The following is a 24,833-nucleotide window of genomic DNA, read 5'->3' on the forward strand; positions in this document are numbered from 1 at the left end:
GCTATTCACCCATCACCACGACACCGTCCGCCGCGCGCACGCCCTGACCCGCGGGCAGCACGAACACCGGATTGATCTCCGCTTCGACGAGGCGCGCGCCCAGCGACGCCGCCATGTTCGAGAACGCGACAATAGCATCCGCCAGCGCATCGATGTCGGCTTTTGGCCGGCCGCGATAGCCATCGAGCAGCGGCCACGTCTTCAGTTCGCGGATCATCGACGCCGCCGTATCGTGTGACAAGCCCCCCGCGTCGGGCAACAGCCGCATCGTGGTGTCCTGAAAGAGTTCCGCCGTCACACCGCCCATGCCGAGCAAAATGGCCGTGCCCAGTGCATCGCGATGCGTGCCGAGAATCAGCTCGACGCCGCCCTGCACCATCTCCTGCACCAGATAGCGCTCGGGCGCGCTGCCCGTATGCGCGCGCACCTCGTCGGCCATGCGGGCCATGCGTGCGGGCAGCGCATCGGGCGCGATGCCGACCGCCACGCCGCCGACATCGCTCTTGTGCGTGATCGTCGAGGACAGCATCTTGAGCACCACGCGGTCCCCGAACGGCCGTGCCGCGACCACTGCCTCGTCCGCGCCGGCCACCACGGCCTCGCGCACGACGGGCACGCCGAAGCGCGCGAACAGCTGCTTGGCCGCGACCTCGTCGAGCGAGCCCGACGGGATATCGTGCGTATCGACGTTGGGCAACGCTCCCGCGGGCGTATCGCGCACGGTACTCAGCCGGCTCGCGGCAAGCATGGCCTCGAATGCCACCGCGCAACTCTCGGGCGCGCTGAAGGCCGGCACGCCGCGCTGATTCAAGACTGCGGCCACATGCGGCGCATGGGGGCTCACGTAGGCCAGCACGGGCTTGTCGCTTTCGGGCAGGCAATCGTGGATCGCATCGGCCATCAGTTCCGGCATGGCCAGCGCCGACGAGCCGACGATGATCGTCACGGCGTCGTAGCTCGGGCTTGCGAGCAGCGCGCGGATGGCGCCCCGCAGAAGATCGGGCTGCAGTCCGGCCAACGTGACGTCGATCGGATTGCGGTCGAGCGCCGCATGGTCGCCCTTCTGCAGCGCGCGCAGGCGCGCCGCGGTTTCCGCATCGGGCGCGGGGGTCTCGAAGCCCGAGACGCCGAGCGCATCGGACACCAGCGTGCCCGCGCCGCCCGTCGAGGTCAGCACGGCCACGCGATTGCCGCGCAGCGTGCGCGCCGTGGCCAGCGCGGCCGGAATGTCGATCAGATCCGCAAACGTCTGCGCGCGAATCACGCCCACCTGCCGGAACAGCGCGTCGTACATGCGGTCGGCACCGGCCATGGCGCCGGTATGCGACACGGCCGCGCGCGCCCCGGCTTCCGAGCGCCCGATCTTGAACGCCACCACGGGCTTGCCGGCCGCCGCGGCCTTGAGCGCCGCGGCGCGGAATTTCTCGGGATGCCGCACGCTCTCGACATACAGCGCGATGACCTGCGTCGCGGGGTCGTCGGCCAGGTAGTCAACGAAGTCCGCAAGATCGAGGTCCACCTCGTTACTCGTCGACACGAGCTTGGACAGGCCGATACCGCGCGCGGCCGCGCGCGACAGCAGCGCACCGAGAATGCCGCCGCTCTGCGACACCACGCCGATATTGCCGGCCGGGAAATTCTCCATCTCCAGCGCGCCACTGGCCGACAGCGGAATGCGGTCCGTCACGTTGACGAGCCCGATGGTGTTCGGCCCAAGCAGCCGCATGCTGCCCGCGGCCTCGAGCAGTTCCGCCTGACGACGCGCGCCCACCTCGCCCGTTTCCGTATAACCGCTGGCCAGCACGATCGCGGCACCGGTGCCGCGTTGCGCGAGCTCGCGCACGGCGATATGCGCGCGTTCGGCGCCCAGCAGCACGATGCCCACGTCGGGCACCTCGGGCAGCGAACCGATATCGGCATAGCAGCGCAGTCCGCCGATGGTCTCGACCTTCGGATTGACCGGGTAGATCGCGCCAGCGAAGCCATGGCGCGTGAGATACGAGACTGGACGGCCCGCGGTCTTGGCGGGGTCCGCCGAGGCGCCGATCACGGCAACGCTGCGCGGCCGGACGAGACGGGCAATCTGATGGGAATTCGCCGACATCGTCTTACCCCTTTGCCGCCGCCGCGGCAGCCGCCTTGGCGAGGAATGCTTCCACCGACGCGCGGTGCTCCGCGCTCGTATAGCAGATGCCCTGCGCCTGACTGCCCTGCGCAAAGACCTGATCGGCCGTCAGCTCGAACGTCTGGTTCAGGATCGTCTTGCCGAGCGCGAGCGCCGTGGCGGAACCCTGCGAGAGCTCGGCGGCCCACGCCACCGCTTCCGCGACGAGCGTCTCCGCCGAGGTGCTGAGGCGGTCGGCGATACCCAGTTGCAGCGCCTCGGCGGCATCGACCTTGCGGCCGCTGAAGATCAGGCCCTTGGCCGTCGAGAGCCCCGTTCGGCGCGGCAGGAAGTACATGCCGCCGCCATCGGGAATCAGGCCGCGATGGATATAGGACCAGGTAAAGCTGGCCGCGTCGGACGCGATGACGAAGTCGCACGCCATCGCCATATCGGCGCCGAGGCCATTGGCGCCGCCGTTGACGGCCGCGATCACGGGCTTCGGCATGTTGTGCAGCAACCCGACCGAATGATGCACGCGCTGCTGGCGCGTCCAGCCATTGAAGCCCACCTCTCCCGGCGGTGCATCCATGCGCTTCTGCATGCCGGCCACATCGCCGCCCGCGCAGAAACCCTTGCCGCTGCCCGTCAGCACCAGCGCGCGGATCTTGCGGTCGGCCGTCACGCGCTCGAGCGCGTGGATCAGCTCGGTGCGCATGCCGTCGCTGATCGCATTGCGCTTGTCGGGGCGGTTGAGGGTGAGGACGGCGATGCCGTCGCGTACGTCGAGTTGAATCAGGGTGTAGTCGCTCATGACAGTTCGTTTGGTGTGTTCAATTCAAAGAGATATGCGCGTCCTTCACGACCTTGCTCCAGCGTCCCTCTTCCGCGCGCACGTAACGCGCGAAGTCTTCGGGCGTGCCCGTCGCGATGGTCAGGCCCTCGGCCTCGGCGCGCTTGCGAAACGCTTCGGAATTGGCCGCCTTCGTCGCGGCCGCGTTGAGCCGCGCGATAACGGGCGCGGGCGTACCGGCGGGCACGAACAGCCCGTACCAGCTCTCGGCCACGTAACCGGGCACGCCGCTCTCCGCGATGGTCGGCACGCGCGCGAGGTCCGCGCTCGTCGAACGCTGCGCGGTGGTCACGCCGAGCGCGCGCAGCTTGCCGCCTTCGAGCAGATTGCCGACCGCCGACGCGGTGGCGAACATCAGGTCCACCTGCCCGCCGAGCAGGTCCGTGATCGCCGGGCCCGCGCCCTTGTACGGGATATGCGTGAGGTCGACCCTGGCCAGGCTCTTGAACAGTTCGCCGGCCAGATGCGCGGACGTGCCCGGCCCCTGCGACGCGAACGAGATCTTGCCGGGCTGCTTCTTCGCGGCCTGAATCACGTCCTGCACGGTCTTGTACGGGCTGTCCGCGCGCACGACCAGCACGTTCGGCGAGCGGCCCAGCAGCACCACCGGCGCGAACGCCTTGTCGGTGTCGTACGGCAGCTTGGGCTGGAGGCTCGGATTGACCGCATGCGCGAACGTCGCGATCACGAGCGTATAGCCGTCCGGCGCGCTCTTGGCCACGTTGTCCGTGCCGATGATGGTGCCGCCGCCGGGCCGGTTGTCGACGACCACGGGCTGGCCGAGCTCCTGCGCCATGCCGATGCCCACGGCGCGCGCCACGAGGTCCGTGCCGCCGCCGGGCGAGAACGGTACGACGAGGCGCAGCGGTTTGTCGGGGAACGTGCCGTTGGCCGCCTGTGAAAGCGGCGCTAGGCACATCAGGAATACCGCTGCCAGCGCGGCGCGGAAGGAAATCTGTTGCATCGGGATGTCTCCTGTCGTTATGCGATCAGGGTAAGCAAACCGACCTTTTCCCACACCCCTTCAATTCCAACCCATGGAATCAGGAAACGAACGCGAACCAAAAAAATAGGGACGTCCGCGCGGTTCGCGCACGGACGTCCCAAGGAGTGTTCGGACGAAAAAAAGGCTTAGCGCCGCAGTCGCGACAGCACCTCCGGATTCGCAAGATTGGCGGGCATCCCCGCGAAGAAGCTGTTGATGTTCTCGAACGCGCCGCCGTAATACGCCTCGTAGTTGTCGCGCTCGACAAAGCCGATATGCGGCGTGCACAGGGCGTTGTCGAGCTTCAGCAGCGGATCGTCCGCGCCGAGAATGGGCTCGCGCTCGAACGCGTCCACCGCGGCAAAGCCGGGCCGGCCCGCGCGCAACGCGGCAACCAGCGCGCCCGGCGCAACGAGCTCGGCGCGGCTCGTGTTCACGAGCAGCGCGGTGGGTTTCATGCGCGCGAGATCGGTCGCATCGACGATGCCCTCGGTCTCGCGGTTGAGCCGGATATGCAGGCTGACGATATCGCTCTCGGCAAAGAACGCCTCGCGCGAGGGCGCCGCTTCGAATCCGTCCTTGCGCGCATCGGCGATCGAGCCTTCCCGGCCCCAGACCCACACCTTCATGCCAAAGGCCTTGCCGAAGCCCGCCACCTGCTTGCCGATACGGCCATAGCTCCAGACGCCGAGCCGCTGGCCACGCAATTGCTGGCCCAGATATCCCTGCCACTGGCCGCCGCGCAGGCGATTGACCTCGCTGACCAGATGGCGCCGGCTTGCGAGCATGAGCGCCCAGGTCAGTTCGGCCGTCGCCGCGCCGGAGCCGCTGCCTTCCGCCACGGCGATCCCGCGTTCCGTACACGCGCGCAGATCGACGTGCCCGGCCACCTTGCCCGTCTGGCTGATCAGCCGCAGGCGCGGCAGCCGGTCCAGCAGCGCCGCCGTGACGACCGTGCGCTCGCGCGTCAGCACGATCGCGTCGGCATCGGCAAACCGGGCCGCCAGCGCGTCGATCTCCTTGACGTTGTCATGGAAGACGGTGACGTCGTGGTCGGCCAGACGCGCATAGCAGTCGAGGCCGCGGACGCAGTCCTGATAATCGTCGGGAATCGCAATACGCATGAAGAAAGACCAGCCCGCTGTTGTCGAGTGCGCACAGTGTAGGAAGAAAATCCCGTGCGAATGCGGCTGTATTTCCGATAAACGGAATTGAAACCGCTTGTACCCCTTCATTTCGCTGTTCGACGCGCGCGCGCTGCCCTAGATTCGACACTGCGCCCTCCCGCGCGCCATAACAACGACAACAACAACAGGAGCACCCCATGCCTACCTACCAGCTACAGGTCAACGGCAAGTTGCAGACCGTCGACGCCGATAGCGATACGCCCCTGCTTTATGCACTCCGCGACAACCTCGGCCTCCACGGTCCCAAGTTCGGCTGCGGGCTCGGCCAGTGCGGTGCCTGCACCGTGCTGTTCAACGGCACGGCCACGCGCTCGTGCGTACTGCCGGTGTCCTCGGTCGGCGACGCGCGCATCACGACGCTCGAAGGCCTCGGCACGCCGGAGCAGCCGCACCCCGTGCAAAAGGCGTTTATCGACGAACAGGCCGTGCAGTGCGGCTACTGTATCAACGGCATGGTCATGACGTCCGTGGGCCTGCTTGCGCAGAACCCCAAGCCGTCCGAGACGCAGATTCGCGACGCGCTGGCCGGCAATCTGTGCCGCTGTGGCACGCATGCGCGCATCGTCCGCGCGGTCAAGCGTGCCGCCGGCACGAAGGAGGCCTGACATGGACCGTCGTGCCTTCCTCAAGCAGTCCGGCGGCCTGCTGGTCTCGTTCTCGCTGCCCGCGACGCTCGTTGCCACCGCCACGCCGGCGCTCGCGCAATCCGTGAGTGCCGTCGATGCGGCCGGCCAGACCGTCACACGTCCTTCCGCCGCCAAGGGCGACGTCGATGCGTGGCTCGCCATCGCCCCCAACGGCCGCGTCACGGTGTTCAGCGGCAAGGTCGACCTCGGCACCGGCGCCCGCACGGCGCTCGCGCAGATGGTCGCGGAAGAACTCGATGTCGCGTTCACGCAGGTCGATCTCGTCATGGGCGATACGCTGCTGACGCTCGACCAGGGCCAGACCGCGGGCAGCCTGACGATCCAGGACGGCGGCGGCACGCTGCGCCGCGCGGCCGCCAGCGCGCGCCGCGCACTGGTCTCGCGCGCCGCCGCGCAGTGGGAAGTGGAACCCGCCACCCTGACGGTCCGCGACGGCGTGATTGCCACGCCCGACAATGCGCATCGCATCGGCTACGGCGAACTGCTCGCGGGCAAGCCCATCGAAGTCGCGCTCGACCCCAAGGTCCCGCTCAAGGATCCCGCAAAGCATGCGCTCGTCGGCAAGAGCGTCGCGCGTGTCGATATTCCCGGCAAGGTCACGGGCCAGTTCACCTATATGCAGGACTTTCGCGTGCCGGGCATGCTCCATGCGCGCGTGATCCGTCCCGCCGGTCCGGGCGCGAAGCTCGTGAGCGTGGACGAGTCGTCGGTCGCCGGCATGACGGGCGTGCGCGTGGTCCGCAAGCAGGACTTCCTCGCGGTACTGAGCCCCACCGAATGGGGCGCCATCAAGGCCGCCCGGACGCTCAAGGTGCAATGGGACGACCCGCCCCACTTTCCGGAGCAGGCCGATCTGTATCGCTACTGGCGCGCGTTGCCCGTGGCCAGCGTCGAAACGCCGGCCAACAAGGGCGATGCCGCGGGCGCACTGGCGACCGCGAGCAAGCGCGTGGAAGCCACCTACGAGTTTCCGCCGAACACGCACGGTTCGATCGGCCCGGCCTGCGCGGTCGCCGACTTCCGCGACGGCCAGTGCACGATCTGGTCGGCCGCGCAGTCGACGCACTCGCTTCAGGGCGAGATCGCGCTGACGCTCGGCGTGGACAAGGCAAAGGTCCGCCTGATCTACCTCGACGGCGCGGGCTGCTATGGCCGTAACGGCCACGAGGATTGCTCGGCCGACGCCGCGCTGGTATCGCAGCTCGCGGGCGCGCCGGTGCGCGTGCAGTGGATGCGCGCGGACGAGCATGGCTGGGATCCCAAGAGCCCCCCCACCGTCATCGACCTCAAGGGCGGCCTCGATGCGCAGAAGCGCCCCGTGGCGTGGCAGTCCGAGTTCTATGCGGCCGCGCAGAAAGGCTCGATCGCCGAGTTTCCGCTGCTGGCCACGGTCACGTCCGGCATCAAGCGCCCCGCCTACGTCACCGGCAATATCTCGAAGAACGCGGACATCCTCTATACGCTGCCGAACGTCAGCACGAAGGTCAATCGCATGACCGACAGCGCGTTTCGCACCGCGCATCTGCGCTCGCCCGGCCGGCTGCAGAACGCGTTCGCGAACGAGGCCTTCTTCGACGAGCTGGCCATGGCGGCCGGCGCCGATCCGCTGCAATGGCGGCTCGACTACCTGCCCGACCCGCGCGCCCGCGCGGTGCTCGAGGACGTGGCGCGCCTGTCGAACTGGAATGTCCGTACCAGCAAGGCCATCCGTCGCAAGGGGGACCCCCGTGACGTCGTGCGTGGACGCGGGTTGGCGTTCGTGCGCTACGACAACGATCGCACGTATGTGGCCACGGTGCTTGAGCTGGCGGTTAATCGCAAAACCGGCCAGATCCGCGTCACCGACATCTGGTGCAGCCACGACTGCGGCCAGATCATCAATCCGGACGGCACGCGCAACCAGATCGAGGGCGGCATCATCCAGACCGTCAGCCGCGTGCTGATGGAAGAGCTGAAGTTCGACAGGCAGAAGATCACCTCGGTCGATTGGAACACCTATCCGATCCTCCGCTTCCCCGATGTGCCCAACATCCACATCAGCCTGATCGACCGCCCCGAAGCCCCGCCCTGGGGCGCTGGCGAGATGGCGCCCGCCACGATTCCCGCCGCCATTTCCAACGCCGTGTTCGCCGCCACGGGCGCACGGCTCCGGTCGGTACCGTTCCTTCCCGAAAAAACGCTCGCCGCAATGAAGCGGCAGGCGTAGTCTGAGGCATACGCTCCCAGTGCCGCCTTCTCCCCCCGGGGAGAAGGCGGCAAAACATGCCTGATGAGGCGCTTCCGATAGTCAAATAATAATGATTATCAATTGCATCATTAGGGATAACCAATTGGCCTTTCGGCCAGCGGGTGTACAGAATGTCATCAACCGCACACCCGCGAACCGGATCCGCACATGCCGCCGCCCCTCGACACCGCCACCATGCCGCCACGCCAGCCCGCGCAGCTTCGTATCGGGCAACCGCGTTCGCGGCTTGCCTTTCTGGGCGCGGGCGCACTGGTGGCCGTCGGCTACATGGATCCGGGCAACTGGGCCACGGCCATTGCCGGCGGCGCCAGCTACGGCTACCAGCTTCTCTTCGTCATTGCCACCTCGAGCATCGTGGCGATGCTGCTGCAATGGATCGCCGCGCGCATCGGCGTGGTCACCGGCCGCGACCTCGCGCAACTGAGCCGCGAGCGCTTCTCGCGCCGGACCAGCATCGTGCTGTGGATCGCGAGCGAGATCGCGATCATCGCCTGTGACGTCGCCGAGATCGTCGGCAGTGCCGTGGCCCTGCAACTGCTGCTTGGCGTCAATCTCTGGGTCGGCGTGCTCATGGCCGCCGTGGCTACCGTGGCGATCATGGCCGTGCAGCGCGAAGGCCGGCGCACGCTCGAAGGCCTCGTGGCCGCGCTGATCCTGATCGTCGCGCTCTGCTTCGTCGCGCAGCTTGCCCTTGCCCAGCCCGAATGGCGCGATGTCATCGGCGGGCTCAAGCCCTCGACCGAACTCGTGCGCAATGCCGGCATGCTCTGGCTTGCCGCCGGCATCGTCGGCGCGACCGTGATGCCGCACAACCTCTATCTGCACTCCGCGCTCGTGCGCCGCTTTGCGCCAGCCGCCGAACCCGGCGATGCGTCGCCGGGGCTCACGACCGAGATGCGCGCCGAGTACAGCGCCATCCGGAAGACGGAAATGCTCGAAGTGCTGCGCGGCGTGAACCTCGACACGTTCGGCTCGCTCGGCTTCGCGTTCCTGATCAATGCGGCGCTGCTGATCGTCGCCGCCGCGGTGTTCCATGCCAACGGCATGACCCAGGTCAGCGATCTGGCCGACGCGCACCGCCTGCTCGATCCGCTGCTCCACTCGGACCTCGCGAGCCTGCTGTTCGCCGTGGCCCTGCTGGCCTGCGGGTTGAATTCGACGGTGACGGGCACGCTGGCCGGCCAGGCCGTGATGGAAGGCTTTCTGAACCTGCGCATGTCGCGCCTGCGCCGTGCCCTGCTCACGCGCGCCGTGGCCATCGTGCCGGCACTCGCGGCGGTGGGGGTGTTCGGCGAGCATGGCTCGGCGGAACTGCTCGTGGCGAGCCAGGTCGTGTTGAGCCTCTCGCTGCCGCTTGCGGTGATTCCGCTCGTGACGTTCGGTGCCAGCCGCGAACTGATGGGCGAGTGGCGCGTGCGGGGTGTCGCATTGGCCGCCGCGTGGTCTGCCGCCGGGGCCATCGTGCTGCTCAACGTCGTGTTGCTCGCGCAAAGCGCCATGGCCTGAACCTCGGGACGTCGAGCCCCGGATCAGCGAATTTCGGCCATCTCCTCGGGCGCCGAAGCCTCCTCGCCGTCCGCGCCGAGCACAACCTCGGCGCTGGCCGGACGCTGATACAGGTAACCCTGCGCGCAATCGACGCCGATCTCGGCAAGCAGCGCATGCTGGGCCTCGGTCTCGATGCCCTCCGCCACCACCACGAGCCGGAAATGATGGGCCATCGCCACGATGCTCGCGAGCAGCGCCTTGGCATCCGCGTCCACCGACTGCGTGAACTGGCTGTCGATCTTCAGGTAATCGAACGGAAAGCTGCGAATGAGGTCGAGGTTGCTGTTGCGCGTGCCGAAGTCGTCGACCGATAGCCGGATCCCCGCGCGCCGCAGGCGCTCGAATGCCTCCATGGCCTGGCCGCGATCGGCCAGCAGGTGCCGCTCGGTAATCTCGAGCACGAGCGCGGCGCCGTCGGGCATGCGCGCCTGCAGCGCGACGGCTTCGGCCTCGAAACCGCGGCGCCGCAAATTGAGCGGCGGCACGTTGACCGCGATATGCATCGGCATGGCGGGCCGGTAGCGCTCCACATCCTCGACCACGCGCCGCATGACGAAGCGCGTGATGTCGGCGATCAGCGGCGTCGATTCCACGGTCTCGATATACGACCCCGGCGGGATCATGCCCCAGCGCGGATGCCGCCAGCGCAGCAGCGCCTCCACGCCCACGCGCTCGCGCGTGCGCACCGCGACGATGGGCTGGTAGACCACGAAGAACTGGTCGCGCCGCAGCCCCTGCCTCACGGCCTGCAACAGCAGCCGGCGCGGCGCGGCCACCATCAGGAACATCGTCACGAGGAGCAATCCGGCCAGCAGGCCGATCGCGCCGAACATCAGCGCGTACTTGCGCGAAGTGGTGGCCACGAACTCGGGCGCCGCCACTACGGCGACTGTCAGCGGATACTGCGGCGACGTCACGCGCGTGATGGAACCGAGCGGACCGGGCGCGTCGCGAAACGTGCCATCCTGATAGATCGACGCGCCGCCCACGGTGACCGCAACGACGCCGGCGCCGAAGCCCTGCCCATGCGCGAGCGCGTCCACCACGTAGACGCCATCGACCAGATACAGCATGCCGCGGCGCGCGTCCTGCGCGGCCGAGGGCTCGAACAGCACGAGCGTCGGCGCGGACTCGCGAAACGGCGTGTGACCCACGAGCGCGATGCGGCGCCCGCCTGCCGCGCTGCCGCCCTTCTCGAAGTTCTTGCCGAAGTACCAGCTCAACGGCACGCGAATGCTGCCCCGAGTGGAAGAACAGTAGGCCACGCCATCGGTAACGGTCGCGGCCGAGCGCACATAGGGGATATAGCTCTGGCGCTCGTTCAGGGCATCGCTGATGGCCGGGCATGACCGGCCGATCAGCGTATCGAGCCGGGATCTTCCGTGCGTTTCCACCGACGCCATCATCCGTGCGATGGCCCCCACCACATCGGACGCGATCGCGCGTTCACGGCTGGCGATCACGTCGTCCGTGTAGCGCGCGCCAATCCACAGCGCCACCGACGTCGAGACCGCGCAAACCGCGAGCCACAGCAGCAGCGTGGCGGGCGAAGGCGTCCACCCGCCGCCGATGAAGTCCCTCCATGTCCTGAACAACAATCGCCCCCTCCCTCCAGGTCTGCTCGCCCCCGAGTCGATTGTGGGCATGCGGGCGCGCCTCCGATGTCCGCTGGCGTCCTACAACGCAACAAATTGGCAAATATGCGCGAAACGCGTCATATCACGCGGTAGGTTCGAGCTTGCGGTACTGGTTGTAGTGGCGAATCGCGCGGTGGGGATCGCCTAGGGCCTCATGCAGGCGAGCCGCGTTGTAATGGGCATCGGCAAAGTCCGGCGCGAGGTCGATGCAGGCGTGATAGCTCGCAAGTGCCTCGCGCTGCGCGCCGGCGTCCTCGAGGGCCACGCCGAGGTTGAAGTGCAGCACGGGATGATCGGGCAGCCGATGCAGCGCGGCGCGATAGAGCAGGATTGCTTCTTCGAAGCAGCCGCCGTCGCAGAGCAGGCAACCGAGGTTGAGGTAGGCGTCGAGGAACGCCGGATCCGCGGCGATCGCGCGGGCATACGCCACGCGCGCCGCATCGGGCGCGTGGGCCTCGAGATCGACGCCACGTGCGAATTCGGTCGCGGCGTCGAGCCCGTCCGCGCCCTCGAGATCCACTGCGTCCGTCGGTGCGCAGGCGCCCGGCCCGGCCGAGCGCTGCATCACCAGCACCTTGCCCTCGCCCGCCGCCGCCCGCTCCTGCCGCGCATCGAAGTCGAGCACAAACTGCCCGGTGTCCACCTGCCACTGGCCCTGCCGGTCGCGCACGGTCACGTCCCGCCCCGCGGCCGCCACGCGCAGGCCCGTTGGCGGACGCCCCTGCTGCCCGAGTTCCTGCAGGCGGCGCAGCGAACGCGTGATATGGCGCGTGGGCACATGCGACGCGCGCAGCGACTGCGCGGTGCGCAACAGCACCACGTCCTGGAACGTAAAGCGATACTCGCGCCGCGGCCCGCGCCGCGGGGCCACCACGCCAGCCGCGATCAACGCCGTGACGACCGTGCGCGAAATGCCGAGCAGCGCCTGGACGTCGCGCATCGTGTAGGCATCCATTGCCGGGTCAGTTCTCCCTCATCGTTGGCGTTTGCGCGTTGGTGCGTGGGCGCGTTGGCGTGGGCATTCGACGTTCGCCTACTTGCGCGCGGCGCGCTTCGGCGCGGCCGCCGGTGCCGGCGCCACCGCGCGCTTCGCGGTCTTGCGCGGCGCCGCGGTCTTCTCCACGGCATCGCCCTTCTCCGCCTTGCCGCCCGCCGCCTTGCCGCCCAGACTCGCCGCGGGCTGCCGCTTGTTGGCGCCGATACTCTTGCGCAGCGCCTCCATCAGGTCGATCACCTCGCCACCGGCCGCGGGAGGCGCCTCGGCCGCCACGGTAATCTTCTTGCCCGCGATCTTCTTGTCGATCTGTTCCAGGATGCGCTGCTTCTCCTCGTCGACATAGGCCGACGCATCGTAGCCCTCGACCGAGTTCTGTTCGATCAGCTGCTGCGCGAGCGCGAGCTCGGCGGGTTGCACATCGGTGCGCTCGACATGCAGGTCCGCCATGGACCGCACCTCGTCCGCATAGAGCAGCTGCTGCAGGATCAGGCCGTCCTCGCCCACGCGAATCTGCACCATGTACTGCTTGCCCTTCCACGACCACTTGGCCAGTGCGCAGGTGCCGCTCTCGCGCATGGCCTCCGCCAGCAGGTTGTACGGTTTGGCGCCGCGCTTGTCGGGGCCGAGGTAGTAGGCCTTGTCGAAGTAGATCGGGTCGATCGCATCGATCGGCATGAATGCGACGATGTCGATGGTCTGCTGGGCCGCCTCTTCGAGCGCGTCGAGCTCCTCGGGCGTAAACGTGACATAGCGGTCTTTCTCGAACTCGTACCCCTTGACCATGTCCGCGCGGTCGACGACCACGCCTTCCTTCAGGCAGATGTACTGCTGCCGCAGCCGCGAGCCGCAGCCCTTGTGCAGCAGATTGAAGCCGATGGCCGACTTGCTTTCCGTGGCCGAATAGACCTTCACCGGAATCGACACGAGACCGAAGCTGATGGACAGCGATGCAATGGAACGGGCCGCCATGGGTATCTCCTCCAATGACGCAAGACCACGAAACGACATGTTCCTGAAGGTTAGTCCGCGCCACGCGAGCCCGCCAGCGGACGTACGCTGACAAGGCAAGTGCCTCCGGCACCGCCTGCCTACGTTCAGCCCCCCGCTGCCGCCACCGCGCGGCGATCGCGTTCGGCACGCCGGAACGCGCCCGGCGCCACCCCGAAGTGCTGCGCGAACAGCCTGCCGAACGCGGCCTGCGAGGCATAGCCGCACTGCTCCGCGACCGCGGCCGCCGACAGGTTGCCCTCGCGCAACAGCCGCGCCGCGCGGTCCATGCGCAGCGTCGTCACGAGTTCGAGCGGGGTCACGCCCCCCACCTGCGTGAAATGGCGCGCGAGCGTGGCACGCGACATATTGCAGACGGCGGCGATACCCTCGAGCGTCCACGCCTGTTCCGGCGCGCGCACGATCGCCTCGATGGCGGGCGCGAGCCGCGCATCGGCCAGCAGCGCAAACAGCGTGTGGGCCACGCTACCGCGCGACATGATCGTGCGCATGAGTACCGTGAACAGCGCCGTCGAGAGATCGGCCACGATCGCGGCGCTGCCGGGGCGCGGCATGCTGGCTTCGGCATGCATCATGCCGATCAGCCCGCGGAGCCAGCCACTATCCCCCGCATTGGCACCCGCATTGGCACCCCCATTGCCTCCATTGGCCGACGCGGTCGGCACATGCAGGTACTCGGGCAACGTGCGCAGCAGCAGCGTGGACGACGGACTGAGGATAAACGTGCCGCACAGGATGTTGAGCGGTTCCGCGGCGCCCTCTACCAGAACCTCCGTCACCACTCCATTGAAGCTCAGCGTCGGCGCCTGCCGCGCGCCACGGTGCATCGCGCGCAACGTATGCGCGGCGCCGTGCGGAAACAGCAATACGTCGCCGGCCACGAGCCGCACGACCTCCCGGCCCACCGCGAGTTCGGCATTGCCATCGAGAATCACGTGATAAGGCACGTGCCCCGGCGCCGCCTGCTCGTTGTGCGCGGACCAGGCACCGGCCACGCGGCACTGCAGATCGACCGTGCCGGATGGGGACAACAAACGAACGAAGTCGCTGAGCGAATCCATGAGACAAGGCGTCGGTGAGACGATCGAGCAAAAAGTTGCGCCGATTCTAACTCATTCGCTTCGACTGGGGGCCTACTATTGAGTCCAAGGAAGCGCCGCACACCAACCAAGCGCGCAACCCAACGCAACCAGGAGAATTCATCATGTCCCGTCTTCAAACGATCGCCGTTACCGAAGCCACCGGCCAGACCGCCGAACTGTTCACCGCCATCAAGAAGGCCGTCGGCAAGGTGCCGAACGCCTATGCCACCATCGGCACCAATGCTCCCGCCGTACTGGCCAATGCGCTGGGCACCGGCCAGGTGCTCAAGCAAGGCACGCTGTCCGCCCGTGAACTCGAGGCCATCAACCTGTCCGTCAGCGAAGTCAGCGAATGTGATTATTGCCTGGCCGCCCATACGCTGACCGGCAAGATGTCCGGCTATACGGTCGAGCAGACCCAGCAACTGCGCCGGGGCAGCTTCCCGGACGACGCCAGGATCGACGCATTGGTGCATTTCGCGGTGGAAATCGTCAGCACGCGTGGCACGGTGCCGGCGGCAACGGTCGAGCGCGTCAAGGCGGCCGGTTACGATGACCGCCAGATTGTGGAAGCGATTCAGGCCATCAGCGCGATCCTGTTCACGAATATGATCAATCGCGTCAACGACACCACGCTGGACTTCCCGGCCGCGCCGGCGATTTGATCCAGGTGTGAGCGACCCGCGCCCCGCATATTTCGTACCCCGGAATGGCGGGCGCGGGTTTTCCCGAATCATCTGGCAAACGGCACAGATAAGATATTCTCATTATGTCCAAACATTAAATTTCGATTATTCACCCATTCGGGGGGAATGCACTTAAGTCAACAAAATCGCCAGTTAAATTGTATCTAATACGTATCACAATAAAATTTAATTCACTTTTCTTAAAGTCACGATCAAAATAGTCGTGACGATGCTGTCGCGGATGCCATCGTCAAGCGTGACAACGTCTGGCGGTCCGCCGTCCAAACCGTTTGGTCACAATCTGATATAGCGGCCCGGTTCATCAATTCGAGGTCGATCAGAAGAAAATCCGCCTTTGACCTCAGGGGATGACGCCGTGAAACACTACAACAGGGATAACTTTCTGCTCACACAGAGCATTGGCTTTCACTTAAACAAGGCCCGAAATTGCCTGCTGATGGAAATGGACTGCGCATTGCGTCCGCTCGACATCAATGGCCAGCAAATGGGCATTCTCATGACGCTGATGCGGGGGGCCGCCTCCACCCCGTTCGAAATCAGCAAGATGCTCGGCATCGACAGCGGCCTGATGACGCGGATGCTGGACAAGCTCGAAGAGAAAGGTCTCCTCGCCCGCAGCCGCAGTATCGACGATCGCCGTGTGGTCAATCTGGAACTGACCGACAAGGGAAGAGCCGTGGCCGAGCAGATTCCCGAGATTGCGCCGGAAGTGCTCAATGAACGGTTAAAGGCGTTCTCCGATACCGAATTCGCGGAATTCGGGCGCCTGCTGCAGAAATTCGCGACGCGGCATCAATGACCTCGTAGGACCCGGCGCCCGCCTGCTCTTTTGCCCCCACGGCGCGGCGCCTCAATAATTCCCACGCAAAACGTCTGCATCCCAGTACAATGCGCGCCAATCGCGCGCTAATGCACCGCACGCGATCAGCGATTGCAGGTGCCCATGCCGTTTTTGCATGGGTTAAACGGGAAACAGGTGAACCGTCTTTGCCCTCAGGCCAAACGGTAATGCCTGTGCTGCCCCCGCAACGGTAAGCAGGATCAGGATATCGCCACGCTGGCCGCGTCGATCGCGGACGGCAGTCACTGTACGGCAAATCACCGCGCGGGAAGGCGGCGATTATCCCGGGACCCACATGGGACCCAGCCTGCAAGCCCGGATACCGGCCTGTGGTCATCATCGTTCCAGACCGCACGGGCGGGGTCGCCCGGCATTCGATGAAACGCCACGCCATTCACGCCGTTCAGGCAATAGGCCGCCCGCGCGCGGCCATGCCCACCTGCCGGGATCCCCGCAGGTACCCATTCGCCGCGCAGCCACGCGGGCTCGCCGTCTCCACGCTGTCGCTGGGCGTCATTGCCGCGCTGCAGCTTCCGCAGAACGCCGCGGCGCAGGATGCGGCATTGCCCGCGGTCGTGGTCAGCGAGTCCGCCTATCCCGGCCTCGCGCTGACGACGCCGGAAACCACCGGCAGCCGCCTGGGCCTCACACCGATGGAAACGCCCGCCAGCGTCGAAGTACTGACCGGCGAAACCATTCGCGAGCGCGGCGACCAGACCGTGCGCGAGGCCGTGACGCGCGCCACCGGCATTACGGCCAACCCGGCGCCGGGCAACGGCGGCACCGCCCTCGCCGCGCGCGGCTTTGCCGGCCAGGGCTCGGTCATGCAGCTCTACGACGGCACACGGCTCTATGTGGGCGCGGGCACGGTCACGTTCCCGTTCGACACCTGGTCGGCCGACCGTATCGAGATCCTGCGCGGCCCGGCCTCCGTGATGTACGGCGAAGGCGCGATCGGGGGCGTGATCAACGTCGTACCCAAGAAGCCGTTCTCGGGTCCCATCCAGAACGAGCTCCAGATTACCGGCGGCTCGCAGAAGACCGCGCGCGTGGCCTTCGACAGCGGCGGCACGGTCAACGAGAACCTGTCCTACCGCTTTGCCACCGCGTATAACCGCTCGGCCGGCTGGGTCGATCGCGGCGACTCGCGCAACCTCATGGTCTCCGCGGCTGTCCGCCTGGACGTCTCGCGCGATTTCAACCTGACGCTCTCGTACGACGATGGCAGCCAGCATCCGATGGAGTACCTCGGTACGCCGCTCGTCAATGGCAGCCTCGATCGCTCGCTGCGCAAGAAGAACTACAACGTCGCCGATGCCGATATCACGTACCGCGACCGCTGGACGCGGCTGGCCGCCGAATGGACGCCCAACGAGCGTGTCACGGTGCGCAACCAGTTCTACTACCTGACGAGCCAGCGTCACTGGCGCGACAGCGAGACCTACACCTATCTGCCCGCGACGGGACAGGTGCGCCGCACCGACTACCTCGAGATCCTGCACGACCAGGAACAGGTGGGCGACCGCGCGGACCTGACCATTAAGAGCCGGCTGTTCGGTCTCGACAATACGACGACGGTCGGCTTCGACGTCAACCGCATCAACTTCACGCACACGAACAACTCGCCGTATGGCGGGTCGTCGGTCGTCGATGCGTACAACTTCAACCCCGGCATATTCTTCAGCCCGCCGGGCGTGTTCACCACGCCGCGTTACCGCACGCACACCACGCAGTACGCGCTGTTCGGCGAGCATCGCATTGCGCTGACGAAGCAATGGTCGATCATCGGCGGCGTGCGCTTCGACCATGCCGACTTCACGCGTAACGATCTGATCGCCGGCACGGGCTGGGACAAGACCTTCGCCAACACCACATGGCGCGCGGGCACGGTGTACCAGTTCACGCCGGACCTTGCCGTGTACGCGCAGTACGCGACGGCAACCGATCCGCTCGGCGCGCTGGTCACCACGTCCGATGCGCAGCGCAATTTCGATCTCGCCACGGGCAGGCAGGCCGAGGTGGGCGTCAAGCAGTCGTTCTGGAACAAGCGCGGCGAATGGACGTTCGCGGCGTACGAGATCCGCAAGAACGACCTGCTCTCGCGCGATCCGCTGAACCCCACGATCGTGCAGCAGGTCGGCGAGCAGTCGTCGCGCGGGCTGGAAGCGTCGGCAAGCATCGAGGTGGTGCGTGGACTGCGGCTCGACGTCAACGGCACGGTGCTGCGCGCGCGGTACGAGGACTTCAACGAATCGGTCGGCGGCCGACTGGTCTCGCGCGCGGGCAACGTCCCGACGAGCGCCCCCCAGCAGGCGGCCAATGCATGGCTGACGTGGGCGTTCCTGCCGCGGTGGCAATTCGGCGCGGGCCTGCGCTATGTCGGCGGCCGCTACGCCGACAATGCGAACACGGTGCGCGTGCCGAGCTATACCGTCGTGGATTCGGTGCTGTCGTGGCGCGTGACGAAGCAGGCCGCGCTCTCGCTGCGCGTGTACAACCTGTTCAATCGCGACTATGCCGAGGCGGTGGCCAACGGGGGCCAGCAATGGCTGCTTGGCCGGCCGCGCTCGGCGGAGCTGTCGGCCAACTTCTACTTCTGACGCATGTGGCATACCTTGCGCCGCTGGCTCTATCTGATCCATCGGTGGATGGGCATTGCCGGCTGCGTGCTGATCGCGATGTGGTTCGTGTCGGGCGTCGTCATGATGTACGTCGCGTTTCCGTCGCTGACGGACGGTGAACGCATGGCCGGGTTGCCGCCGCTTGGCATGGCCGCGCCGCCCTCCGTTACGCCAAACGCCGCATTGCTGACGGCCGGCATCGGCACGTTTCCCCGCAGCCTGCGCCTCGAGATGGCTGGCGACCGCGCGGTCTATCGCATCGTGGACCGCCAGGGGCGGCCGCATACGGTCGACGCGACGGATGGCACGCGGATCGAGCGCGTCGATGCGGAAACCGCGCGCGCGATCGCGGCGCGATTTGCCGATGTGCCCGATGCTTCGTCGCGGTGGATAGAGACCGCCGAGCGCGACCAGTGGACCGTGCCGAACGGCCTCAACGCATGGCGGCCGCTGCATCGCATCGCCATCGACGATGGCCTCGGTACCGAACTCTATGTTTCCGCGCGGACCGGCGAGGTCATGCGCGATACGCATCGCGCCGAGCGCTTCTGGAACTGGCTCGGGTCCGTGCCGCATTGGCTGTACTTCACGCCCATCCGCAAGGATCCGCCGCTGTGGCGGCAGGTCGTGCTGTGGACCTCGGGGCCGTGCGTGGTGGTAGCGCTGACGGGAATCTGGATCGGCATTCTGCGGCTGCGCGTGCGGCGCCGCTTTGCGCATGGGAACGTGGGCGGCGTGTCGCCCTATCACGGATGGATGGCGTGGCACCACGTGGCCGGACTGGCCGGTGCGCTGTTCCTCGTGTTCTGGCTCGTGAGCGGCTGGCTGTCGGTCAATCCGAACCAGTGGTTCAACGCGCGGGCGTTCGACGAGGCCGCGCAGCAGCGCTATGCGGGCCATGGCGCGGCGAGCTTTCCGGAACCCGCATGGCGCGAGATCGCGGCCCGCGTGCCCGATGCGCGCGAGCTCCGCATGATATGGGTCGCCGGACGTGCGCAGGTGCTGGCTGGCGACAGCCTTGGCCGCACGCATACGCTGGACGCGACCACGGGCGCGCCCGTGACGTGGCCGCTGGGCGAACTGGTACGCGCGGCGGCAATGCTGGTGCCCGACGCTCACGTCGTGGACGGCACGCTCCAGCACGAGGACGATCTGTACTGGTACCGCCATCACGCGCCGCGCGCGCTGCCGGTACTGCGCGTACGGTTCGACGATGCGGCGCGCACATGGGCCTATATCGACCCGTCCACGGGCCTCGTGGCCGGCCGCTCGGACAACAACCGGCGGCTCTACCGATGGCTGTTTCATGCGGCGCACAGCTGGGATTTCAATGCGCTATTGCGCTACCGGCCCGCGTGGGACGTGGTGATGTGGATCTTGTCGCTGATCGGCGCGGCGATGTCGGTCAGCGGCATCGTAGTGGGCTACCGACGGTTGAAACGGAAGGTCAGCTAGTCAGGTAGGCGATCGGTCAGCCGACCGCGACCAATCCGTCTACCGCGCGCCACCCCTGTTCCACGGCCGCGGTCAGCGATGGGCTCCCCGCGCTGTCGCTATTGGCAATCCGCACGTTGCCGATGCCCTTGCCCGCCTGCGCCAACGCGGTCTGCAGCGCGGCATCGTCGGGCGACAGCGTGCCCGGCATATAGCTGTAGCCATGTGCCCACCGATTGACCGTGATCCCCCGCACCACATCGCGCGACGCAAAGCCGCCCGCGCCGAGCATGCGGTCGAGTTGCGCGCGGATGCCGCGCTCGAGTTCGTCGTACGGCGTGCCGAGCAGCAACGCGCGGCCCGCGCGGAACCGCTCGCGCACGCTCATGCCGCTGTCGGGCACGGTCGGCACATAGAGCATATGCAGCACCGCCGGATCGTCGGGCGTCGCGACCGCCGACGCGCTGGCAGCCACCGGCGGTTCCAGCCACAGGTCCGTGTACGCCATCGCCGGCGCATGAATCCGCCACGCCTTGAGCGCGGCAAACGCACGCCAGTGGTCGAGCGCCACCTTCGTATAGATCAACGGCGCCTTGACCTCCGCGCGCAACGCATCCTTCTGCGCCGCCGGCAGTGTCGGCAGGATGAATGGAATCATCATGTTGTAGCCCGCGAGCACCACATGCTGCGCTTCCACGCGATGCAGATTGCCGCGCCAGCCATAGGTGACCCGTGTGATGCGCGTATCGGGCTCCACGGCGATCGCCGTGGCCTCCAGCCGCACGCGCACCGCGTTGCCCTCGCGATCGAGGCGGCCATAGTCGAACGCCGCGCGTCCGATGTCCTCGGCCTTGCCAGCAGACGCCACGCCGGGCACGAGATCGCGCACGAGCAGCCGCGCGAGCGACGCATTGCCGTCGGGAAACCACAGCCGCGACGCCGGCGACTTGCCAAGACGCGGGTCGAGCGCCGGCGCGGGCATGCCGGCCCCGGCCGGCAGACCGATCGAAATCGCCTCGCCAACCGAGATACCGTCGGCGTCGAGCGCATAGGCATCGTTGCTGCGGCTGCGCAGAAAACGCAGGCCGCCAAGACCGAGGCCCGCCCGTTCGCGCAGGAACGTCGCATACCGCGTTTGCGCGAGATAGGCCGTACGGTCGCCGGCTGCCATACCGGCCAGATAATCGACACCGCCGTCCGCCAGCCTGCGCAACGCGGCGCGATCCTGCACGCTCAACGGGGCGGCATCCAGATGCTTCTGCCATGCATCGGGCATGGGCGGCTGCCCTCCACCCGCACGCGCGCCGATCAGGTCCGCAAACGGATCGCCCGCGACGAGGCGGTCCTGCCCGAAATGGTCGGCATCGAAATACACCGCGCGGCCCATGCCGAGCGCACCGAACGGCGTTTGCGGCTGCGCCGGCGCGCGCGCGGCATCGAGCCCGACCCCGGCCAGCAGCGCGCGCACCGCGGCATTGCCCGCCGCGCTCGCCGGCATGTCGGCGCTGCCGCCATACGTCACGAGCTTGCGTCCGCGCACCGTGAATTCGTTTCGCTTGGCATGGCCGCCGAAATCGTCGTGATTGTCGAGAATCAGGATGCGCGCCTTCGGGCCGAACTTGCGGCGATAGAACCAGGCCGCCGCGAGCCCGCTGAGCCCGCCGCCCACGACCACGAGGTCATACGCTTCCTGCGCCAGCACGGCGGGATAGGTCGCGCCTTCGCGCGCGAGGCTATGGGCGAGCGTGAACGTGCCCGCATGATTGCCGCGCAGGCCGGTCAGCGCCGGCGGATACGACGCCTGGGCCGCGCCGGCTTCGGCCGCGCGCAGCAGCGCGGACGGCGCGAGGCCGGCCGCGATCGTCAGCGCGGTGCCATTGAGAAAATCCCTGCGGGTGATGGTCATGACGCGGTGTGTCTCTCGTTGTCGCGGTGTGTCTCTCGGTGTGGTTATCGCGCGTGCGCCGCCGTGGCCGCCCGCATCCCCATCGCGGACCGTCGCGCCGCCACCGCGGCCTCCGGCACTGGCGCGGCGGCATTGCCCCAGCTGCCGCGGATAAAGGTCAGCACATTGGCCAGTTCCTGGTCATCCATGGTCCAGCCATAGCCAGGCATGTGATAGTCGGTCGGCGCCGTGCTGACGCGCGCGGTCACCGCGCCATCGAGCAACAGGTTCACCAGCGAAGACGGATCGGGATCCACCACGGTCGGATTGCCGGCCAGGGGCGGAAACACCCGCGCAAAGCCCTTGCCGCCCGCGCCATGGCAAGGCATGCAGAACTGCGCATACTGCCGCGCGCCGGTCCGGTCGAAGCGCCCCTGTTCCAGTTCGGCAGCCACCGCGGGGTCATAGCGGAACGGCGTCTTCTCGCCGCGCACGCCGGGCAGCGACTTGAGGTAGGTGGCCACCGCATCGAGATCGGCATCGGCCATGTACTGCGTGGAGGTCGCGATGACCGTCGACATCGGCCCGAACGACGTGGCGTGCGCATTGCGGCCGGTTCGCAGATACTCGGCCAGCTCGGCCTTCGACCATGCGCCGAGTCCGGTCAGCTGGTCCCCGGTCAGGTTCGTGGCGGACCAGCCCTCGACGATCGCGCCCGACAGAAAATGCCGGCTGCGCTCGTCGTCGCCCTTCTCGCCATAGAGCATGCCGCGCGGCGTGTGGCACGCGCTGCAATGGGCCACCGCGCGCACGAGATACGCGCCGCGATTCCATGCCACGCCCTTCGCGGCATCCTCGCGCACGGGCTTGTCGTCGAGATACAGCCAGTTCCATACGACCATCAGCCACCGCTGGCTATACGGAAAGCGCATCTGCGCAGGCGTATCGGCCTGTCGCACAGGCTTGACCTCCGCGCGCAGGTACGCATACAGCGCGGCCACATCGTCCTGCGTCATGCGCGCGTACGACGTGTAGGGCATGGCCGGGTACAGCCGCTTGCCGTCACGCGCGACACCATGCCGCACGGCGCGGTCGAACTCCTGCAGCGAATATCGCCCGATGCCGGTCTCGGCGTCCGGCGTGATATTCGTGGAATAGACGGTGCCCGCCCCCGTGCGCAGCGGCAAACCACCGGCCAGCGGTGCGCCACCGTTACCGGTATGGCACGCCGCGCAATTGGCGATCCGCGCGAGATACCGGCCGCGTTCGATCTGGTCGGCGGGCGTGGCAGCCCGCGCCAGTTCGGCAAAGGCGAGCACGATCAGCAGGGCGAGGATGGTGGAGAACAGCCATCGGGCGGCAGCGCCCAAGAGCGTTGTATGGATCATGTATGGACGAATATGTAGCTAACCTGCGGATAACGTCTCGGTATTGCTTTTATCGCGCCTTTATCGCACTTCGATCGCGCATAGTTCGTGAGCTTATCCCGGGACGAGGAATTTCGCCACCATGATGCGCGGCTATCGACGCACCATCCGCCGCAGCCGTCGATACTCGACCACGCTGAATCCCCATTCGATGACGAGCGCCATGACCGCCGCCGGAATGGCGCCGGCCAGCAGCTGCACGTGGTCGTTGAGCGCGAGCCCCGTGGCGATGCGTTCGCCGTAACCGCCCGCGCCAACGAAGGCCGCGATGGTCGCGGTGCCCACGCTGATGACCGCGGCGGTCTTCACACCCGCGAGAATGACGGGCATCGCCAGTGGCAGCTCCACATACCGCAGCGTCTGCAACGGGCGAAAGCCCAGCGCGCTGGCGGCCGCGCGCATGCCCGGCGATACCTGCTCGAGGCCCGTGCAGGTATTGCGCACGATCGGCAGCAGCGCGTAGAGGAACAGCGCGACCATGGCGGGCCAGACGCCGATACGGCCCAGCAGCGGAATCAATATCGCAAGCAGCGCCAGCGAGGGAATGGTCTGCAGCACGCTGACGAGCGCCAGCACGCCCTTGCCGATATGGCGCCGGCGGTCGGCCACGATGCCCAGCGGTACGCCGATGGCGATGGCCGCGCCCACGGCGCCAAACACGAGCGCCAGATGGCGCTGCGTCAGCCGCCACGTGTCGGCGCCGAACAGCGTGCGCGCGAGGTCGCCGCGCATGTCGCCGGCGCGCGGGGCCGGCGTGGCGAGCGTATTGCCGATGCGGCCCGCGAGAAATTCGCGCGCCACCGCGGCAAACGATTCGCCCTCGATCTCGGCCGCCGCGTTCATGTCGATCATCTGGTCGACATGGATCTTGCCGGCCAGCCCTTCGAGCGCGCGCCACATCGCCGGATAGCGGCGCGGCACGTCTAGCCGGTACACGACGAGCGCGTCGTACGGCGGAAAGAAATGCAGCGGATCCGTGAGCACGCGCAGGTGGTACTTGTGGATCTTGGCGTCGGTCGAGTAAATGTCGATGGCATCGACCTGCCCCTGCGCCAGCGCTTCGTACGCGACGCCGTGATCGAGGCCGATCGGCCTTTGCGGCAGATCGTAGCGGCGCGCGAGGCCGGGCCAGCCGTCGGCGCGGCCGAGGAATTCGTGCGAGAGGCCGAGGCGCAGGCCGGGCTCGCGGGCGAGGTCGGATAGCGTGCGCACGCGGGCGTTCGTCTTGTCCGAGACCGCGATCGCGTAGGTGTTCTGGAAACCGAAGAGAATGGCCGCGCCGAGGCCCATGGGCGCCAGCGCGGCGTTGATCGCATCGACATCCGCGCCCGGGGGTAATCGCAGCAGTTCGTTGGCGAGCGTGCCCGTGTAGTCGGGATACAGGTCGATGCTGCCGGCCTTGAGCGCCTCGAACACGATGGCGGTGTTGCCGAGGCCCGGCAGGTGCCGCGCCTCGCCCTGCGTGCGCGCGGTCTGCGTCAGGACCTCGCCGAGGATATACGACTCCGTGAACCGCTTCGATCCGACGCGTAGCGTGCCGGCGTCGGTGGGCTGTGCCCAGGCGCCACGCACGGTCAGGCCAATCACGGCAATCACGAGCAGCAGCGCCAGGCGTCGCACGA

The 24,833-nt window shown here is 67.3% G+C and carries 18 protein-coding genes and 1 riboswitch; of the genes, 7 read left to right on the top strand and 11 right to left on the bottom strand.

The window, feature by feature from the left end:
* Position 1 precedes the first annotated feature (1 nt).
* The 4 genes from AAHB16_RS07340 to AAHB16_RS07355 form a co-directional block, all read right to left on the bottom strand.
* Complete coding sequence (locus AAHB16_RS07340) at positions 2-2,104, bottom strand: acetate--CoA ligase family protein (protein WP_342050496.1); 2,103 nt, start codon at positions 2,102-2,104, stop codon at positions 2-4.
* A 4-nt stretch (positions 2,105-2,108) separates the two neighbouring features.
* Entirely contained in the window at positions 2,109-2,918 is an 810-nt protein-coding gene (locus AAHB16_RS07345) for an enoyl-CoA hydratase/isomerase family protein (protein ID WP_342050497.1), read from the bottom strand.
* Between the two features lie 19 nt (positions 2,919-2,937).
* Positions 2,938-3,876 carry a tripartite tricarboxylate transporter substrate binding protein gene (locus AAHB16_RS07350; RefSeq protein WP_223851481.1) on the bottom strand — a complete coding sequence of 313 codons (939 nt, stop codon included), beginning with the start codon at positions 3,874-3,876 and terminating at the stop codon, positions 2,938-2,940.
* 212 nt (positions 3,877-4,088) lie between these two features.
* Entirely contained in the window at positions 4,089-5,066 is a 978-nt protein-coding gene (locus AAHB16_RS07355; protein WP_150371613.1) for a D-2-hydroxyacid dehydrogenase family protein, read from the bottom strand.
* A gap of 200 nt (positions 5,067-5,266) precedes the next feature.
* Between AAHB16_RS07355 and AAHB16_RS07360 the strand changes: the two genes are divergently transcribed.
* The 3 genes from AAHB16_RS07360 to AAHB16_RS07370 all read left to right on the top strand — a co-directional run bounded on the left by AAHB16_RS07360 (position 5,267) and on the right by AAHB16_RS07370 (position 9,530).
* Positions 5,267-5,734, top strand: a complete 468-nt coding sequence (locus AAHB16_RS07360) for a (2Fe-2S)-binding protein (RefSeq protein ID WP_342050498.1) — start codon at positions 5,267-5,269, stop codon at positions 5,732-5,734.
* Between the two features lies 1 nt (position 5,735).
* Positions 5,736-7,982 carry a xanthine dehydrogenase family protein molybdopterin-binding subunit gene (locus tag AAHB16_RS07365; RefSeq protein WP_342050499.1) on the top strand — a complete coding sequence of 749 codons (2,247 nt, stop codon included), beginning with the start codon at positions 5,736-5,738 and terminating at the stop codon, positions 7,980-7,982.
* A gap of 189 nt (positions 7,983-8,171) precedes the next feature.
* Entirely contained in the window at positions 8,172-9,530 is a 1,359-nt protein-coding gene (locus AAHB16_RS07370) for an Nramp family divalent metal transporter (protein ID WP_446718072.1), read from the top strand.
* A 23-nt stretch (positions 9,531-9,553) separates the two neighbouring features.
* On the opposite strand, the gene AAHB16_RS07375 is transcribed toward AAHB16_RS07370, so the two are convergent.
* The 4 genes from AAHB16_RS07375 to AAHB16_RS07390 form a co-directional block, all read right to left on the bottom strand.
* The gene (locus AAHB16_RS07375) at positions 9,554-11,170 is read right to left on the bottom strand and encodes an EAL domain-containing protein (protein WP_342050500.1); all 1,617 of its coding nucleotides are present in this window, start codon (positions 11,168-11,170) and stop codon (positions 9,554-9,556) included.
* Positions 11,171-11,291: 121 nt separating this feature from the next.
* Positions 11,292-12,164 (bottom strand): tetratricopeptide repeat protein, encoded by an 873-nt coding sequence (locus AAHB16_RS07380; protein WP_342050501.1) that lies wholly within the window; start codon positions 12,162-12,164, stop codon positions 11,292-11,294.
* Positions 12,165-12,242: 78 nt separating this feature from the next.
* A complete protein-coding gene (gene ku, locus AAHB16_RS07385; protein WP_342050502.1) occupies positions 12,243-13,175 on the bottom strand; it encodes a non-homologous end joining protein Ku in 933 nt (310 codons plus the stop codon).
* Between the two features lie 125 nt (positions 13,176-13,300).
* The gene (locus AAHB16_RS07390) at positions 13,301-14,275 is read right to left on the bottom strand and encodes an AraC family transcriptional regulator (protein ID WP_342050503.1); all 975 of its coding nucleotides are present in this window, start codon (positions 14,273-14,275) and stop codon (positions 13,301-13,303) included.
* Between the two features lie 143 nt (positions 14,276-14,418).
* On the opposite strand from AAHB16_RS07390, the gene AAHB16_RS07395 reads away from it, so the two are divergent.
* The 4 genes from AAHB16_RS07395 to AAHB16_RS07410 all read left to right on the top strand — a co-directional run bounded on the left by AAHB16_RS07395 (position 14,419) and on the right by AAHB16_RS07410 (position 19,920).
* Positions 14,419-14,961, top strand: coding sequence for a carboxymuconolactone decarboxylase family protein (locus tag AAHB16_RS07395; RefSeq protein WP_191002196.1), 543 nt, complete (start codon positions 14,419-14,421; stop codon positions 14,959-14,961).
* 397 nt (positions 14,962-15,358) lie between these two features.
* Complete coding sequence (locus tag AAHB16_RS07400) at positions 15,359-15,802, top strand: MarR family winged helix-turn-helix transcriptional regulator (protein ID WP_342050504.1); 444 nt, start codon at positions 15,359-15,361, stop codon at positions 15,800-15,802.
* A gap of 119 nt (positions 15,803-15,921) precedes the next feature.
* Positions 15,922-16,189: riboswitch (cobalamin riboswitch) on the top strand.
* A gap of 86 nt (positions 16,190-16,275) precedes the next feature.
* Complete coding sequence (locus tag AAHB16_RS07405; protein WP_342050505.1) at positions 16,276-18,444, top strand: TonB-dependent receptor; 2,169 nt, start codon at positions 16,276-16,278, stop codon at positions 18,442-18,444.
* 3 nt (positions 18,445-18,447) lie between these two features.
* On the top strand, positions 18,448-19,920 hold the full coding sequence (locus tag AAHB16_RS07410; protein ID WP_342050506.1) for a PepSY-associated TM helix domain-containing protein: 1,473 nt from the start codon (positions 18,448-18,450) through the stop codon (positions 19,918-19,920).
* 16 nt (positions 19,921-19,936) lie between these two features.
* On the opposite strand, the gene AAHB16_RS07415 is transcribed toward AAHB16_RS07410, so the two are convergent.
* The 3 genes from AAHB16_RS07415 to AAHB16_RS07425 form a co-directional block, all read right to left on the bottom strand.
* Positions 19,937-21,805: an NAD(P)-binding protein gene (locus tag AAHB16_RS07415; RefSeq protein WP_342050507.1), complete on the bottom strand. Its 1,869-nt coding sequence runs from the start codon at positions 21,803-21,805 to the stop codon at positions 19,937-19,939.
* Between the two features lie 44 nt (positions 21,806-21,849).
* The gene (locus AAHB16_RS07420; protein WP_150371600.1) at positions 21,850-23,172 is read right to left on the bottom strand and encodes a cytochrome c; all 1,323 of its coding nucleotides are present in this window, start codon (positions 23,170-23,172) and stop codon (positions 21,850-21,852) included.
* Positions 23,173-23,304: 132 nt separating this feature from the next.
* A complete protein-coding gene (locus tag AAHB16_RS07425) occupies positions 23,305-24,795 on the bottom strand; it encodes a glycine betaine ABC transporter substrate-binding protein (RefSeq protein WP_446718074.1) in 1,491 nt (496 codons plus the stop codon).
* Between the last annotated feature and the right edge of the window lie 38 nt (positions 24,796-24,833).

Origin of the sequence: Cupriavidus sp. OTU4054, from assembly GCF_038440175.1 — a bacterium.
Taxonomy (GTDB): domain Bacteria; phylum Pseudomonadota; class Gammaproteobacteria; order Burkholderiales; family Burkholderiaceae; genus Cupriavidus; species Cupriavidus pauculus_D.